The 16,602-nt window shown below is 53.7% G+C and carries 16 protein-coding genes; 9 read left to right on the plus strand and 7 right to left on the minus strand.

The genetic code is table 11. The features are described from left to right. The 4 genes from sapD to sapA are packed head-to-tail and all read right to left on the minus strand — an operon-like array spanning window position 1 to window position 4,472. Window positions 1-993: a putrescine export ABC transporter ATP-binding protein SapD gene (sapD, locus tag SFA31_RS14205; protein ID WP_322838564.1), complete on the minus strand. Its 993-nt coding sequence runs from the start codon at window positions 991-993 to the stop codon at window positions 1-3. Beyond that, window positions 993-1,883, minus strand: coding sequence for a putrescine export ABC transporter permease SapC (sapC, locus tag SFA31_RS14210; RefSeq protein ID WP_322838565.1), 891 nt, complete (start codon window positions 1,881-1,883; stop codon window positions 993-995). Before sapC ends, sapD begins: the two co-directional genes overlap by 1 nt. Continuing rightward, complete coding sequence (gene sapB / locus SFA31_RS14215) at window positions 1,870-2,835, minus strand: putrescine export ABC transporter permease SapB (protein WP_322838566.1); 966 nt, start codon at window positions 2,833-2,835, stop codon at window positions 1,870-1,872. Before sapB ends, sapC begins: the two co-directional genes overlap by 14 nt. Beyond that, a complete protein-coding gene (gene sapA, locus SFA31_RS14220; protein ID WP_322838567.1) occupies window positions 2,832-4,472 on the minus strand; it encodes an ABC transporter substrate-binding protein SapA in 1,641 nt (546 codons plus the stop codon). The genes sapB and sapA overlap by 4 nt, the downstream gene beginning before the upstream one ends. Before the next feature lie 838 nt (window positions 4,473-5,310). Between sapA and SFA31_RS14225 the strand changes: the two genes are divergently transcribed. Beyond that, the gene (locus tag SFA31_RS14225) at window positions 5,311-5,487 is read left to right on the plus strand and encodes a hypothetical protein (RefSeq protein ID WP_322838568.1); all 177 of its coding nucleotides are present in this window, start codon (window positions 5,311-5,313) and stop codon (window positions 5,485-5,487) included. Continuing rightward, complete coding sequence (locus SFA31_RS14230) at window positions 5,487-5,690, plus strand: hypothetical protein (protein WP_322838569.1); 204 nt, start codon at window positions 5,487-5,489, stop codon at window positions 5,688-5,690. Before SFA31_RS14225 ends, SFA31_RS14230 begins: the two co-directional genes overlap by 1 nt. Before the next feature lie 501 nt (window positions 5,691-6,191). Here the strand turns inward: SFA31_RS14230 and pspF are convergent. Continuing rightward, window positions 6,192-7,184, minus strand: coding sequence for a phage shock protein operon transcriptional activator (gene pspF / locus SFA31_RS14235; protein WP_322838570.1), 993 nt, complete (start codon window positions 7,182-7,184; stop codon window positions 6,192-6,194). Between the two features lie 156 nt (window positions 7,185-7,340). Between pspF and pspA the strand changes: the two genes are divergently transcribed. The 7 genes from pspA (at window position 7,341) to tyrR (ending at window position 13,316) form a co-directional block, all read left to right on the plus strand. After that, window positions 7,341-8,009, plus strand: coding sequence for a phage shock protein PspA (gene pspA / locus SFA31_RS14240; RefSeq protein ID WP_322838571.1), 669 nt, complete (start codon window positions 7,341-7,343; stop codon window positions 8,007-8,009). 51 nt (window positions 8,010-8,060) lie between these two features. Next, window positions 8,061-8,288 (plus strand): envelope stress response membrane protein PspB, encoded by a 228-nt coding sequence (gene pspB / locus SFA31_RS14245; RefSeq protein WP_322838572.1) that lies wholly within the window; start codon window positions 8,061-8,063, stop codon window positions 8,286-8,288. Continuing rightward, complete coding sequence (gene pspC, locus SFA31_RS14250; RefSeq protein WP_322838573.1) at window positions 8,288-8,638, plus strand: envelope stress response membrane protein PspC; 351 nt, start codon at window positions 8,288-8,290, stop codon at window positions 8,636-8,638. The genes pspB and pspC overlap by 1 nt, the downstream gene beginning before the upstream one ends. Window positions 8,639-8,664: 26 nt before the next feature. Continuing rightward, a complete protein-coding gene (gene pspD / locus SFA31_RS14255) occupies window positions 8,665-8,898 on the plus strand; it encodes a phage shock protein PspD (RefSeq protein ID WP_322838574.1) in 234 nt (77 codons plus the stop codon). A gap of 273 nt (window positions 8,899-9,171) precedes the next feature. Continuing rightward, entirely contained in the window at window positions 9,172-10,569 is a 1,398-nt protein-coding gene (locus SFA31_RS14260; protein ID WP_322838575.1) for a YcjX family protein, read from the plus strand. Next, window positions 10,566-11,627, plus strand: coding sequence for a TIGR01620 family protein (locus tag SFA31_RS14265; protein ID WP_322838576.1), 1,062 nt, complete (start codon window positions 10,566-10,568; stop codon window positions 11,625-11,627). Before SFA31_RS14260 ends, SFA31_RS14265 begins: the two co-directional genes overlap by 4 nt. Window positions 11,628-11,768: 141 nt before the next feature. After that, window positions 11,769-13,316, plus strand: coding sequence for a transcriptional regulator TyrR (gene tyrR, locus SFA31_RS14270; RefSeq protein WP_322838577.1), 1,548 nt, complete (start codon window positions 11,769-11,771; stop codon window positions 13,314-13,316). 44 nt (window positions 13,317-13,360) lie between these two features. On the opposite strand, the gene SFA31_RS14275 is transcribed toward tyrR, so the two are convergent. Next, window positions 13,361-14,761 (minus strand): filamentous hemagglutinin N-terminal domain-containing protein, encoded by a 1,401-nt coding sequence (locus SFA31_RS14275; RefSeq protein WP_322838578.1) that lies wholly within the window; start codon window positions 14,759-14,761, stop codon window positions 13,361-13,363. Between the two features lie 64 nt (window positions 14,762-14,825). Continuing rightward, window positions 14,826-16,526 carry a ShlB/FhaC/HecB family hemolysin secretion/activation protein gene (locus SFA31_RS14280; protein ID WP_322838579.1) on the minus strand — a complete coding sequence of 567 codons (1,701 nt, stop codon included), beginning with the start codon at window positions 16,524-16,526 and terminating at the stop codon, window positions 14,826-14,828. Window positions 16,527-16,602: the final 76 nt, after the last annotated feature.

Consider the following 16,602-nt stretch of genomic DNA (forward strand, 5'->3'; position numbering starts at 1 on the left):
TTATTCCCTCTCAATGTTCAACGGGAAATGGCAGGCATAAAGGTGATTTTTTGCCCCCGTCAGGCGTGGGGCCACAATACATTCCCGCTGGGCATAAGGGCAGCGAGGGCCGAGGCGGCAACCCATGGGTAATTGCTCTAACAGTGGGATTGCGCCAGGCAGGGTATTCAGGCGGCTTTTATGCGGCATTGCATTCCCGAAGTCAGGGATTGCGCGGATTAGTGCCTGGGTATAAGGATGATGCGGCGTTACGATAAGCTCTTCGCTGGGCGCTGTCTCAACCGTCTGTCCGCAATACATCACATTGATTCTGTCGGCCCATTTACTTAGCATCTGGAGATCGTGGCTAATTAGCAAAATAGTCGTGTTATTGTTTTGATTTAGTCGGCTCAGCAGGCGAAATATCTGTGCCTGGGTAGTGGGCTCCATCGCATTGGTGGGTTCATCGGCTATCAGGAGACGCGGCTGATTGGCCAGCGCGATGGCTATCATCACCTTCTGGCACTCTCCGTCCGTAAGCTCATATGGGTAACTGCGCATTGCGTCCCGGTGATCTTTGATGCCGACGCGGTGCAGCAATTCAATAGCCCGACGTCGGCGCCATCTGAATCGCTGCCACCAGCGGCCTTTATATGTCCAGCCGGGAATATTTTGCACCAACTGGCGACCAATACGCTCCGAGGGATCCAGGCACGACTGCGGTTCCTGAAAAATCATTGAAACATTATGCCCAACCAGGCGGCGGCGCTGGCGCGGTGACAGGCGCAGCAGGTCAATATCATCAAAGCGCATGCGATCGGCGCTAACGCGCCAGTTATCGCGGGTGACGCCGCAGATAGCTTTCGCAATAACGCTTTTCCCGGAGCCGGATTCGCCCACCAGCCCGCGAATTTCCCCCTCATTTAACGTCATGCTAACGCGATCGACCGCTTTCACCCAGCCCTCGGCGGTGCGGAACTCAATCGTCAGATTACGAATATCCAGTAACGGCATTATTCCACTCCAGCCACAATCGCACGGCGCAGCCCGTCACCGAGTAGATTAACCAGTAATACGCTTATCATGAGCGCGGCGCCGGGTAACATAACGGTCCAGGGAGCGACGTATACCAAATCAAGCGTATCGCCCAGCATCGCTCCCCATTCGGAGGAGGGGAGCTGTGCGCCAAGATCCAAAAAACCGAGCGCGGCGATATCCAGAATGGCCATTGACAGCGCGCGAGTCACGTCATTAACCAGCGTCGGTGCCGTATTAGGCAGCACCGCAAACAGCAGGATATTAAGCGTTGATGCACCGTCGAGCCGGGCTGCGACAACATACTCTTTTTCCAGCTCATCATGCACCATAAAGTAAACGGAGCGCACCATGCGCGGCAGTAGCGCCAGCCAGACGGCAAAAACCGCGTGGCTGAGCTGCGGGCCTGCGAACGCAACGACAATGATTGCCAGCAATAGCGAAGGAATGGACAGCAGGGTGTCCAGAATGTGGTTCATCACCGCAGAGCGCAGCCCGTGGGTGGCACCGGCGACAATACCCAGCAGCAGGCCACACAGCGTAGCGCCGGAGGTGGCGAGAAACGCGCTGCCGATCGTGGGCAGCGCGCCGCTTAATAAGCGGCTCAGCACATCGCGCCCCAAATCGTCGGTACCGAGAAAAAATGAGACATCCCCGTAGTGTGACCACGACGGCGGCAGAAGCTGAAAGCCAAGAAACTGTTGATCTGTGCCGTAGGGTGCCAGCAAACTGCCGAACGCGCACAGAATTAACAGTATGCCACAGCCGTAAAGCCCAACCATTGCGCCAACGTCGCCGTAAAATTTCCGCCACACGGTGCGCAGCGCGCCCGGCGGCCGCTTTTCGTTATAAACGCTATCGTAGGGCATACCATTCCTTATGTTTTAACGGGGTCGCCATGGCACCCAGAATTTCCGAAATGACGTTCACCACAATCACCAGCGTACCAATAGACATGACTCCCGCTGAGATAGCCGCGTAGTCTTGCTGCCGCACGGCATTAATTAACCAGCGCCCAACGCCTGGCCAGCTAAAAACCATTTCGGTTATCATCGCGAGCGTTAACATAGTAGAAAACTGCAGGCCCAGCCGCGTAATGACCGGCGGTAGCGCGTTATGTAATACATGACGACGTAAAATAGTGAAGCGCGACAGGCCGCGCGTTTCTGCGGCCTTAATGTAATTTTCACCCACCACTTCGGTGGTGCTATTGCGCATCAGGCGAATCACTTCGGTAGTGGGGGCAACGGCCAGCGTCAGAATAGGAAGCACCATATGATGCAGCGCGCTGATAATCATTTCATGCCGCCAGGCGGAGTGAGAGCGCCAGGCATCAATCAACGCAAAACCGGTAACGTGTTTGACTTCATACAGCAGATCAAAGCGCCCGGAGACGGGGAACCAGCCTAGCGTCAGGGAAAAGAACAGCGTCAGTAGCAGCGCCAGCCAAAATACCGGGATCGAAAACCCGAGCAGCGCCAGCGCGGAAATTAACTTATCCTGCCATTTCTCACGCAGCACGCCGGCCAGCATACCAAGCGGGATGCCCAGCATCAGCGCCAGCACAAAGGCAAAAAAGCACAGCTCCAGCGTAGCGGGGAAAACCTGGTGTAGCTGTTCGTTGATCGACTGCCCATTAATACTGGATACCCCGAAATCCCAGTGTAAGATACCCTTGAACCAAAACCACCAGGCGTTAAAAACAGAGGCTCCCTGCAGCGGAGCGTGCGGCGTGAAATAGCTCAGGCTAAAACTCACCAGGCTTAAAAAGAAGAGCGTCACCAGCAGCAGCAGCAGGCGTCGTAACGTAAAGATAATCATAGTTTGGGATCCTCAGCGCCGGCGTCGCGGAAAACGCCTGCGAATGACGCATTGCCGAACGGGCTAAGCACAAGGCCTTTAATATCATAGCGATAAGCCAGTAAGCGCAGGGATGATGACAGCGGAAGTACCGGCAGTTCACGTGCCAGAATAGCCTGAGCCTGAGCATAAGTTTCGATGCGCGAAGCGAGCTGCTGAGAGCGTAGCGCTTTTTGCAGCAGCGTGTCGAAATCGTTGCGGCACCAGTGTGCGTAATTGGTCTGAGAACGTATTGCGGCGCAGCTCAGCATTGGGCGGAAAAAACTGTCCGGATCGTTACTGTCCGTCGCCCAGCCCGTAAGCGTTAGGTCGTGGCTCATATCCATCAGGCGCGCCTCCTGAAAGCGTCCTTCTACCGGAATAATCGTGACTTTAACGCCGATGCGCGCCATATCGGCCTGTAATAACTCCGCCGTTTTCAGGGGGCTGGGATTCCACGGCTGGGAACTGGTAGGCACCCACAATTGCAAATGCAGCCCGCTGATACCCAGCGCTTTTAACTGCGCCTGCGCTTTTTGAGGATCGTATTCGGTAATCTGCGCCTCATTATCATAGGCCCAAGACGCGCGCGGTAAAATTGAGGCGGCGGTTTCCGCCGTGCCGTAATAAATCGACTGCATCAGACGCTGGTTATTAATTGCCAGCGCCAGCGCGTGGCGAACTTCCGGTCGGTTTAACGGCGGTTTATTCGTATTAAATGCCAGATAGGCAATGTTCATGCCGGGGCGAAGGGAAAGCCTCAGGCGCGGATCGTCGCGCAAAATGGTCAGTTGGCTGGCGGCAGGCCAGGCCAAAACGTCGCACTCACCGGTTAACAGTTTTGATAAACGCCCGGTACCGCCAGAGCCTAAATCAATTACCACCTGTGGCATGCGCGGGACGCCGCGCCAGTAACGCGGATGGCGCACCAGCCGTATGTATTGGCCGGCGCGATACTCGCTTAGCTGAAAAGGTCCGGTGCCGACCGGCAGTCTGTCCAGCCGCTCTTCGCGGTCTTCTTTGGTGAGTTTATCAGCGTATTCGGCGGACAAAACAGAAGCGTAGTGCGTGGCCAAATGCCACAAGAAAGACGCGTCAGGTTTCTTTAACTGGAATTCGACGATGTGGCTGCCGATTTTGCGTACGCTTTTTACGCTGTCGGCAAACTGCAGGCTATCGAAATAGGGATAACTGCTGCCGTTAACAAAATGCCAGGGGTGCTGGCGATTAAAAATGCGCTGAAAACTAAACACCACGTCATCGGCGTTGAGTGAACGCGTTGGTGAAAACCAGGGCGTTGCCTGGAACTGAATTCCGTGACGTAAATAAAAACGATAGGTTGCTCCGTTATCCAAAACTTCCCAGCGCTCGGCCAGTTCCGGCATCAGGCGATAAGTATAGGGGTCGACATCCAGAAGGCGGTCATATAGCTGCGCTGCCAGGGTATCGACGGTCAGCCCGCCGCTTGCCTGCTGAGGATTGAACGTACTTATCTGGCCGCTGACGCAGTACACGAACCCGCTTTGGTGAATATCTGCATTATCCTTCAGCGGAGCCGCCTGTAACGCGCCGCCCGATACGCCGAGCGTTAGCAGCAGTGAAAAAACGAATGTGCGCATAAGAGTGAGTGAGTTGACCGTAATCGGTAAAGTGTATCGTACTCTGTCCCGCTTCCCAAAGCCTGCACCGCTGTTTGGTGTAATTGTCAGCAATATCGGCAGAGACCGCTAAACGACACAAGCACCGGCAAAGCCATTCCCGGTTATTGTGGGAACGAAGGTTTCGCGCAGCAAGAGTGGGTGAAATGACGGCAGAAAGCCATCTTTCACGGCGGGCGGCGATATACAATCATCGTAACCGTTCTAACTCACTTTTTTGCAGGGAGCGCTGTGTATCAGTTGATTATCGATGCGCTGCGCGCGCAGGAGCGGAATTTATTGCTCTGCGTCATTGGCTACATGCGCAACCGGATCTGAGGGTTGAAGAGCATCAAACCGGCCACCCTATGCGCAACTGCTGGAATGTTAGGGTTATCAGGCTATCGCCAGATTGGCAAAACTGGTCATGTCGCCATCTTACCAGCAGAAAGCGGGGCGCGGCGATTAGGCATTTGGGCCGATAAGGACGCTTTACCAACGCAGGAAAATAGCGCTAAAGACTGGGCAAGTTGTACGCAGGAGCGCTTTCACGGCTGCGGTCACGGTGGCCATACGAAATACCGCTGTGCGCCGCACAATACTTATCTCGCACCCGGCGGTTCAGCGGTACGCTCCAGCTTATTTTCAACCGGCAGAAGAAGCATTAACCGGCGGGCGCAAAATGATCGAAGACGGTTTGTTTGAGCATTTCCCACTGCGACGCCCTTATATGCACGGCCCAATATGCCGGGAAAATCCCTTAATCATTTTTATTTCTACGATGGTCCAGTGATGGCCTCTGCGGATGCCCCGCAGATTGATGTTATCGGTAAAGGCGGGCGCGACAGCGCCGGAAACGGCCGTAGATGCCACCGTGGTCGGCCGCTATATTACAAACCATCGTTTCCCGCAGCGTGTCGCCGCTCAATGTGGCAGCGTTACCATCGGCACTCTTCAGGCCGCAGACGCAGCGAATATTATTAATGAAAAGCGGTAATGAAGCTCAGCGTGCGCACGCTGGATGAAGCGGCGCGTGCGCGAGTGCTGCAGCGTATCACCGCAATTGCCGAAGTGCAGGCCGCCGGTTTCAATGCCTGGATCACCGTGGCTTCCAGTCACGGCGGCCCGATGTTAATGATGCTGCAGCGAATGCGCGCCTGCGCGAGACGGCGTGCGGGCTTTTTGGCGAAACCCGTATGAAACAGGGCCAGCCGCTCATGGCCAGTGAGGATTTCGCCTTTATGCTGCAGCACCAGCCTCACGGCGGTTATGTAATAATTGTATGAGTGGGGGGGGAACCGAAGCGTTGTATAGTGCATAACCCGAGCGATGGTTTAATGATGCGCCGATCGATCCCGGCGCTGCGACGCGCGCAGGCTTAAAACTATCTTCGGGATTAAACGTTTTAATGGGGCACCCCGCGTGAGAGCGGTTTGGTAATAGGTCTGCCTGTGGTTTTTATCAGAATGCACACAGGGTTATCGGGATCTTTTTAGGGGCACACTTGGAGCAAAGTTGTTGGGATGGCTGTTATGCGTATTGATAGCCCAGCGTTATATGTATTCACGGGTGAACAGGCAGCGATATGCAGCCAGGCGTTGTGTCTTTTCAGTTGCTGTGAAACACTTGGCAAAATACCCGGCTCCTGCCGCACAGGATAATCTGGCGTATGCGGGACGCCAGCGGGCGGAATAATCCCTGTCAGCTAATATTATGCTTCTTTAGTAGCGCCCGGAACTGATGGTAAGTTAACCCCAGGCGCTGCGCGGCGTGCTTTTGATTGAATTTGGCTTCGCTCAGGCTGCGCTCCACCAGCGTTTTTTCCTGCTGCGACTGAAAATGGCGTAGATCGAGCGGCAGCGCTGGCTGCGCCGGGGAAGAGACAGAAAGTGTTTGGCGGTCGTCCGCAGGCTGGAACGGATTCAAAATAATGTTCTTCACCGGGCGCGGGTTATCGCCGTGGCGCCAGACTGAGCGCTCGACCACATTTTTTAATTCCCGAACGTTTCCCGGCCAGCTATACGCCTGCAGCGTGCTGCACGCGGTATCATCAAAACCCACAAACAGCGATAGCCCGAGTTCGCGACACATCTGAATGGCGAACTGCTCGGCAAGCAGCATGATATCGCCAGGGCGCTGGCGCAGGGGCGGGAGGTTAACTACTTCGAACGCCAGCCGGTCCAGCAGATCGGCGCGAAATGTGCCTTCTTCCGCAAGCTTTGGCAGAAAAGCATTGGTGGCGCACACCAGGCGCACATTAACCTGCAGCGGTTGCGAGCCGCCTACGCGCTCCAGCTCGCCGTATTCAATAACGCGCAGCAGTTTTTCCTGCACCATCATTGGCGCCGTGGCCAGCTCGTCTAAAAATAAGGTACCGCCGTCGGCGCGTTCAAAACGCCCTTGATGGCGTTTTTGCGCGCCGGTAAAGGCGCCAGCCTCATGGCCAAATAATTCCGAATCGAGCAAACTTTCATTTAGCGCGGCACAATTAAGTGAAATAAAAGGCGCCTGCCAGCGTGGGGAAAGATAATGCAAACGGTGGGCGATCAACTCCTTACCCGTTCCACGTTCACCAAGGATAAGCACGGGCTTATCCAGCGCGGCAAGGCGGGAGACCTGTTCCAGGACTTCCAGGAAACTGTTATCTGCCCCCAGTAGATTATCTTTAAATTCTGGCATGATTAAATAAACCATTTATTAGTCAATGACGCCACTTTAACGAATTTCCTTATGCAGGTAAAATTTATTTAAATGTTATAAAACAGTATATTAAAAATTTGGCACGCTTAATGCATATATCTATACCGTGACGGGAGAAAACCGTAAAAGTGGTTAACAGAGGATTGAATTATGGGTATTTTTTCACGCTTTGCTGATATCGTTAACGCTAACATCAATGCGCTGCTCGAAAGAGCTGAAGATCCGCAAAAGCTGGTGCGTCTGATGATCCAGGAAATGGAGGATACGCTGGTTGAAGTGCGTTCTACCTCTGCGCGCGCGCTGGCGGAGAAAAAGCAGCTTAGCCGCCGCATTGAGCAGGCGCAAACGCGCGAAGCCGAATGGCAGGAAAAAGCGGAGCTGGCGCTGCGTAAAGACAATGAAGACCTGGCGCGCGCCGCGTTAATTGAGAAACAAAAACTCACGGACCTGATGTCCACGCTACAGCACGAATTAACGCTGGTGGATGAATCACTTGCGCGTATGAAACAGGAAATCGGCGAGCTAGAAAACAAATTGAGCGAGACGCGCGCGCGCCAGCAGGCACTTACCCTGCGCCATCAGGCCGCAAGCTCATCCCGAGACGTTCGCCGCCAGCTGGATAGCGGTAAACTGGATGAAGCAATGGCGCGCTTTGAGTCGTTTGAACGGCGTATCGATCATATGGAAGCCGAAGCTGAAAGCCAGCGTTTTGGTAAAGCGAAAAGCCTGGAGCAGCAATTTGCTGAGCTAAAAGCGGACGATGAAATCAGCGCACAGCTGGCGGCCCTGAAAGCTAAAGTTCAGCGTGATGATGCCTAATTTTTTTGCGGCGCGGGCGGCGGCGCACGTTATACGTTATAAGGAGTTTGCATGAGCGCGCTTTTTCTGGCTATTCCGCTAACGATTTTTGTACTATTCGTGGCTCCGATTTGGCTCTGGCTGCATTACAGCAACCGGGCAGAACGCGGCGCACCGCTGGCGGACAGCGAACGTCAGCGACTGGCGCAGTTAGACAGCGAGGCGCAGCGGATGCAGGATCGTATTCAGGCTCTGGAACACATTCTGGATGCAGAGCATCCGGGGTGGAGGGAAGAATAATGGCGATACTGTTTTCCGGGCGCAAATTGTGGCGTATCCCTCAGCGCGGGATATTAAAAGGCGTATGTGCCGGTATTGCACAGTACCTTGGCGTGCCGGTGAAACTGGTGCGGCTCATCGTCATCCTGTCGCTCATTTTTGGTCTGTTCTTTTTAACGATAACGGCGTACATCATTTTAAGTTTTGCGCTGGATCCTATGCCCGGTGAAGAGATGCCGGGGCAATCGCCCGGCGTATCGCTGAATGACGTAGACGCCGCGCTGGCGCAAAGCGAGCGGCGGCTGCGCCGGATGGAACGCTATATTACGTCGGATGCGTTTTCACTACGCAGTCGGTTTCGCCAGCTCTAAGCCTGCATAACCGAAAGGAGTACATTGTGAAACAACACTTCCAGCGCTCGCTGCGGCGGGCGAAGCCGGTGGCGATAACGGTTGGAAAATTCGCCATACTGACGGCGCTGCGCTATGGTCCGGCTGGCGTTGCCGGGTGGGCGGTGAAATCCGTGGCGCGCCGTCCGCTGAAGCTCGCGCTGGGGATACTACTAGAACCCGCTTTAGTTCGCCTTGCGCGCAGGCTTAACCGGCGCTTTAACCCGGATACGCCGCGTTAATCCCGCTGTCGCTCAATACGCGTTAGCCATTCTCGGCCGGCGCGTAGTGAGTCTGGCTTAAGGCCGTAGCAAGCGATTTATGGCTCTGTAACCAGCTGACTCTTTTCTATTTTACTTCTTACATTCGTTTTCAAAGGCACTCGAAATCCAGCGGCACTGCGTGTAGGCTTTTACTCAAAACGCCGCGTTAAGCACATGCCTGAGCCTTCCATCCGAGGGCACGCCGCTGCGAGAAAATGTAATCCGCAACAAATGCGATGACACAGGAGTGTTATGAAACGGATCCAAAATGAACTTAAATCGCTGATGAATCGCGGTATGGATCGCCATTTACGCATTGCGGTCACTGGCCTGAGCCGTAGCGGTAAAACGGCCTTTATTACCGGCATGGTAAATCAGTTATTGAATATTCACGCCGGCGCGCGCCTGCCGCTGTTCAGCGCGGTGCGTGAAGAAAGGATGTTAGGGGTAAAACGCGTGCCCCAGCGCGATTTGGGTATCGCGCGTTTTACCTATGATGAAGGGCTGGCGCACCTTTATGGCACGCCGCCGGCGTGGCCTACTCCCACACGCGGCGTGAGTGAGATGCGCCTTGCGCTGCGCTATCGCTCTAACGATTCCCTGATGCGCCATTTCAAAGAAACTTCGACGCTGTGGCTGGAGATCGTGGATTATCCCGGCGAATGGCTTCTCGATTTGCCGATGCTGGCGCAGGACTATCTAAGCTGGTCGCGTCAAATGACGGGGCTGCTGCACGGGGAACGCGCGGCCCTGGCGCAAAACTGGCGCGCGCTTTGTGCCGATTTGGACCCGCTGGCGCCCGCCGATGAAAATCGGCTTGCCGCTATCGCCGACGGCTGGACCGACTATCTTCGCCAGTGTAAAACTCAGGGTCTGCACTTCATCCAGCCGGGGCGATTTGTATTGCCAGGCGAAATGGCCGGCGCGCCGGCGCTGCAATTCTTCCCGTGGCCGGACGTTGAGCGTTACGGTGAGTCCGCGCTGGCGCAGGCGGGCAATCATACTAACTTCGGGATGCTGCGCGCGCGGTATCGCTATTATTGCGATAACGTCGTGAAGAAATTTTATCGCGAACATTTTTTACGCTTTGACCGCCAAATCGTGCTGGTTGACTGCCTGCAGCCGTTAAATAGCGGCCCGCAGGCGTTTAATGATATGCGGCTCGCGCTAACGCAGCTAATGCAAAGTTTCCATTACGGCCAGCGCACCCTGTTTCGACGCCTGTTTGCGCCGGTTATCGATAAGTTACTATTTGCGGCGACCAAGGCGGATCATGTGACCGTCGATCAGCATGCGAATCTGGTCGCTCTGCTTCAGCAGCTTGTGCAGGACGCCTGGCAAAACGCGGCGTTTGAGGGAATAACGATGGACTGCGTAGGGCTGGCATCCGTACAGGCGACGCGCAGTGGTCTGATAGATGTACAGGGTGAGTCGATTCCGGCGCTGCGCGGTGAGCGGTTGCGCGACGGTGCGCCGCTGACGGTCTATCCTGGGGAGGTACCCGCGCGTTTGCCCGGCAGCGCATTCTGGGAACGTCAGGGGTTTCAGTTTGAGCAATTCCGTCCGCCGGTGACTGATGTAGACGCCCCTCTGCCGCATATTCGACTGGACGCCGCGCTGGAGTTTTTGATAGGAGATAAATTGCGATGAACGAGCCGCTTAAACCGCGCCGCGATTTTGGCCGCCCGCTGGACGCGCCGCAGGCAGAACAGTTTAAAGCCGCTCTGGCATTTAGCGAGCCGCAGGCGGAGAAATTCGTTGCTCTCAGCCCTGAAGAAGCCGGGCCGAGTGACGAGGAGCAGGTAGAGGCGATGTTAGACAGGGCGCTGCGCCCCAGACGCAGTTTATGGCGTCGTATGGCCATTGCAGGCCTTGCGCTGTTTGGATTAAGCGTTGCTGCACAGGGCGTGCAGTGGGCGCACCGCGCGTGGGTGACTCATGACTGGGTCGCTGTGGGAGGCTGCGTTGCCGGCGGATTAATTGTGATTGCCGGGGCAGGTTCCATGCTGGGCGAGTGGCGGCGGCTCTGGCGCCTGCGGGAACGAGCCGCAGAGCGCGATGAGGCCAGAGCGCTATTGCACAGCCATAGCGTAGGGCACGGGCGCGCGTTTTGTGAAAAACTGGCCGCTCAGGCTGGAATTGAACAAGGGCATCCGGCGCTCCAGCGCTGGCATGCGGCGATTCATGAAACACACAGCGACCGGGAAATAGTGGCGCTGTATGCGCGCATCGTTCAGCCGGTGTTAGACGCCCTGGCGCGCCGCGAAATTAGCCGCTCAGCGGCAGAGTCCACGTTAATGATTGCCGTCAGCCCCCTCGCGCTGGTGGATATGGCGTTTATTGCATGGCGCAACATCCGCCTGATTAACCGCATTGCCGCGCTGTACGGTATCGAGTTGGGATATTACAGCCGCATTCGCTTATTTCGCCTTGTGTTACTGAATATTGCTTTTGCTGGCGCCAGCGAGCTGGTGCGGGAAATCGGCATGGATTGGATGTCTCAGGATATCGCGGCACGCCTGTCGACAAGAGCGGCGCAGGGCATTGGGGCTGGCTTATTGACCGCCCGGCTGGGGATTAAAGCGATGGCCCTGTGTCGTCCGCTGCCCTGGCTTGAGGATGATAAACCGAAGCTGGGTGATTTTCGACGCCAGTTACTGAGCCGATTAAAAGAAAGCGTACAGAAAGGTAAACGGTCGGTTTCATGAGTTTTGGTCTCTGATAATTGGCCTACGGCGGCGCCGGTGTTTTCCGCAACTGTCAATAATTGTTGACAGACTGCTTCTGAGGCGCCGCTATCTGAGGTATTATTCCGGCTCGTTGTCGTCTTTGCGGAGTACATATCACCCATGCGTCTGGAAGTGTTTTGTCAGGACCGACTCGGCCTGACCCGTGAGCTGCTCGATTTACTGGTGCTGCGCGGAATCGATTTGCGCGGTATTGATATCGATCCCGTTGGGCGCATTATCTATCTTAATTTTTCTTCGCTTGATTTCGCGACGTTCAGCAGTTTAATGGCTGAAATTCGTCGTATTCCCGATGTTATTGATGTACGAACCATTGCCTGGATGCCTTCCGAACGAGAGCACCGCGCTTTAAGCGCGCTGCTTGAGGCACTGCCCGAGCCGGTTTTCTCTCTGGACACGAAGAGCCGTATTGAGCGGGTTAATCCGGCCTGCCGTGCGCTATTCGCGCAGCCCGCTGAGCGGTTGTCCGGGCAAAATGCGGGGGCGCTGATTAGCGGCTTTAACTTTGTCCGCTGGCTGGAGGAAGAGCCGCAGCACTCCTGTACCCATCACGTTGCTATTGGCGGGCAGAACTTCCTGATGGAAGTCACGCCGGTGCGGCTGGAAGATGAAGAGGGCGTTGCCGCACCGATAGGCGCGGTAGTGATGCTGCGCTCGACGGCCAAAATGGGGCGCCAGCTTCAGGAGCTCAACGCGGTGGATGTAGAGGCATTCAGCCAAATCGTGGCGGTAAGCCCCAAAATGCGCCACGTGGTAGAGCAGGCGCGGAAAATCGCCTCTTTAAGCGCGCCGCTGCTCATTGTTGGCGATACGGGCACGGGCAAAGATTTACTGGCGCATGCCTGCCATTTGGCCAGCCCGCGCGCGCAGCAGCCCTGGCTTGCGCTGAACTGCGCGTCTATTCCGGAAGATGCCGTTGAAAGCGAATTATTCGGCCACGCGCCGGATGGTAAGAAAGGTTTTTTTGAACAAGCGAACGGAGGTTCGGTTTTACTGGATGAAATTGGTGAGATGTCGCCGCGCATGCAGACTAAACTGCTGCGTTTTTTGAACGACGGTACCTTTCGCCGCGTGGGTGAAGACCGGGAAATTCACGTAGATGTGCGCGTCATTTGTGCGACACAAAAGAATCTGGTGGATCTGGTACAAAAAGGAGTGTTCCGCGAGGATCTCTACTATCGCCTTAATGTTCTGACGCTGAATTTGCCGCCGCTGCGGGACCGCCTACAGGATATTATGCCACTAACGGAACTTTTTGTGGCGCGCTTTGCTGACGAGCAGGGCATGGCGCGCCCGAAATTGGGTGCCTCTCTCGCTGCGACTCTGACGCGTTACGGCTGGCCTGGGAATGTGCGTCAGCTTAAGAATGCGATTTACAGCGCGCTGACGCAGCTTGAGGGTTTTGAACTGCGTGCCCAGGATTTGCCGCTGCCGGATTTTGACTCGGCGGCGCTGAGCGTGGGGGATGAAGCGCTGGAAGGTTCGCTGGATGATATCACTCGCCGTTTTGAGCGATCGGTGCTGGTTCAGCTTTATCGCGCTTATCCAAGCACGCGTAAGCTCGCGAAACGCCTTGGGGTATCGCATACCGCAATTGCCAATAAACTGCGTGAGTACGGGCTAGGGCAGCGTCGAGGCGGTGACGCATAGCGACAAAACCGGCGCCGGCCTATGCCAGACGCCGGGAAGTCCGCTTATTTAAGCGGGATGTTTTGATTATTGAAATGCAGCGAATTTGTGATGATTTGTCCACCTATCTCATTAATTTCTTTCATGTTTGGGGCAACAATATTAATGGTTTCCGCCTGAAGCGTACCTGAGGTACAAGACCACAGGAAGCAGCTTCCTTTATTGGCCAGTTTGTTGCCGGCGATAAGATTAGCCGTACCGTTTGAGCCCATCATACCGCTGTTGTTCATATTATTCAGGGCAGAAGCGTTAAGTAAGGCCGCAGCGGCAATGACGCCAGAGTTATTCAGGTCGCTGCTGCTGACGATATCCACCTGTGTGCCCTGGATCTTACCCGCGTTGGTAAAGCTTTGAGCACCGACTTTAGCCAGGCTCGACGCGCTTAATTCACCTTTTTTACTCTGAGTAAACTGGCCTGCTGAGATATCCGCCTGATTGGTTTGGATCACGCCGTTATTCGTCACTGCGCCAATATCAGAGGTGTTGATCCCTTGTACCACCAGCATGCCTGCGGTAATCGTTCCCTGATTTGTTAATCCGCCGCCGGAGCTTTGGACCAGCACGCCAGGACCCTCAATCGCGCCTTCATTCATAAGCACGCCGCTGCTGGTAATGCGGATATCGTTAGTGGCCGCTAGTTTACCTTTGTTATGCACGCCAAGGCCGATGTCATTGCCGATCAGTTCGATGCTGTTGGCGCTAATACCGCCAAGCTGTGTCACATCAATGGCGTATTGCGGGCCAAATAATTCCCAGCCGTCTTTATTAAGCGATGTTACGGCGCCCGTTGAGGTGTCGTAATCAAACTGTCCTGCGGAAGCGCGTACGGCACCGGCCTGCACCACTCCGTTAATCTTGATAGCTTTTGCCAGTATCGCGGCATAGTTTTTCGCGTTGTTCAACCCACCATTATCGATAAGGATATCGCCGCTACGCACTTCCAGCCCTTTTAGCGAACCATCGGCATTTTTAACCACGGCCCCGGTAGTTAGCGTAGCGTTGCCGGCATTTACGAAACTACATCCGGAGCAGGTAATGCCGTTAGGGTTTGCAACAATAACATCGGCTTTTTGTCCGGCGACTTCAATAAAGCCATTGAGCATACTGCGATTGCTGGAAACAACTTCATTCAGAATGACGCTGGCAGGGCCAGCGGCCATATTACGGTTTCCGGCAACGTTCCCGACATGGGTAACGCTGGTTGTGTCACTATTATTCAGAATAAGCCCTTTTCCAGAGACATTAAAATTCTGATACTGGTTGTGCGATAGGCCGCTGGCATTCGGGGCATTAACATCAACTACGGTGGCGCCGCTGCCGTGTATATAACTGATGGGATCGGCAAACGCCGCGGTGGTGCTGATAATGCTAATTAGCATTAGCCAGTTTTTTTTAAATTTGAACATAATATTATTCCTTTAATTAATTATATAAACGCCATGTTACATCCTGATGCTGTATAGTATTTATTTACCTCCTGAGGTTCCATTGCAAAGAAAAACCGAGTACGAGGTCATCATTAATAAATGTTGATGGTTTTATTAATGGCGCACCTGCAAAAATATCATAATGGGTTTGCCACTTCTCACCGCGTAATCCTATTGTGCTTCCCGCTAATACTCTTCCGGAATAACCATCATCGCTATTACTAATAATACGGCCAACGTCCAGTCCTAAATAAAGTTGCTGTTGGCTTTCCGGGATATTCCAGTTAAGCGTATTACGCCAGTACCATCCCTGATTTTGAGTCATATTTCTCTCGCCATCAAAGCCGCGAACGGTCCAGCGATTTCCGATAGAAAATTTATTTTGCATCGTTAATCTATCCGGAGAAATCTGTAAATTAAATTCCGGTGCATAACTAAATTGCGCCAAGGAACCGGATAAATTAATTAACGCCTGAGTATTAAAAGTAATAATACGCGCCTGGCGACTAATAAACCCAGCCCGCCGCTCTGGCGTGGAGTCGTGTTCCAGCCAGGGAAGCCTATTTTGAAAGCCAAGAGTGGTTAATGTGCCTGCATTTGGAAAACGATGCTGATGCTGGAAGGTAATTTTCCAGCCCGGATTTTCTTTACGCATTACCTGCAGGTCGGTGCCTTCAAGGCTGGCGCGCGAGGTGCCCCTAAAAATTTTTACCCCGGCGCTGGTGGTCTGATTTGCCGTGTGCGAAAGCGTGCGACTAAGTTCAGCGCTGTAATATCGATATCGGGTTTGATAACGCCACTGAAAATAGCCGCCTTTAAGTGGCTGGTGATACTGACTGCGACTGGCATAAAGTTCCAGCCACCAGTACTCCCAGGGGATGGAGTACCACAGGCTGGCGTTTTTATTTCCTTTATCGCCATTGTGATATAACAGGTCGTGACCAACAGAAACGTAGGCCATATCATTCAGCGTCGTTGGGTTATATAGGTAGAGCGCGGTACCGGCGTTATAGCGCCCGCTATAGCGGCTGCCTGCGTCGTTAAGCCAGCCGGTGAGCTGCCAGTCTTTCTCCTGAGTGCGGCTGAGAACAATATCGCTTTCTCCCTCTCGGGCGCCGGGCAGAAGATGTATTTTAGCGGAGCTACCGGGTATGCGCTGTAAATTCGCTGAGGTTTGCTCTAAATCACGCAGGTTAAGAATATCGTTGTGCTTGAAGGCCAGTGTATTCGCAAAAGTGATGCGACGCGCGCCCGGTGCTGATAATCTGATGTTCCCAATGATGCCCGGTTGCAATTGCAATATAAGATGCCTATCCCGCAGATCCTGGTTTGGAATATAAATACGTGAGGTAATAAACCCCTGAGTGATGAGTGAATTCTGAAGAGCATCAACTAAATTATGGATGCCTTCTTTTCCAAGGCAGTGGTTTTCTACCTGCCTTAATATAGGTTGTAAGAATTGTGTTTTAAAATATTGATTATTGTTTTCGATAGAAATTCCATTTATCGTAAAACAGGGCGTCTCAGTCGGAATAATAACCTCGATATCTTTATGAAAGAAACGTCGAGAATTTAAGGCCGTACTGTCTGGAGTTAGCGCTTTTTTACGAGCTTTATCCTGCTCAACCTGATTAATGGCTTCATTTGCAGATGCAGCGTGGCTAATAGAGGTTACCCAGATGTTACTAAGTAATACTCCATGTATGAAAAATATCTGATAGCGTTTTATTTTTAAAAAAAACATTAAAGTTTATTTTTTAATTAAATAAGTTTATTTTATTGTTTATAGATTGTATGTTTAATGGGAATAAGGCGTCACT

This window comes from Erwinia sp. HR93 (genome assembly GCF_034555055.1).
Classification (GTDB): domain Bacteria; phylum Pseudomonadota; class Gammaproteobacteria; order Enterobacterales; family Enterobacteriaceae; genus Apirhabdus; species Apirhabdus apintestini.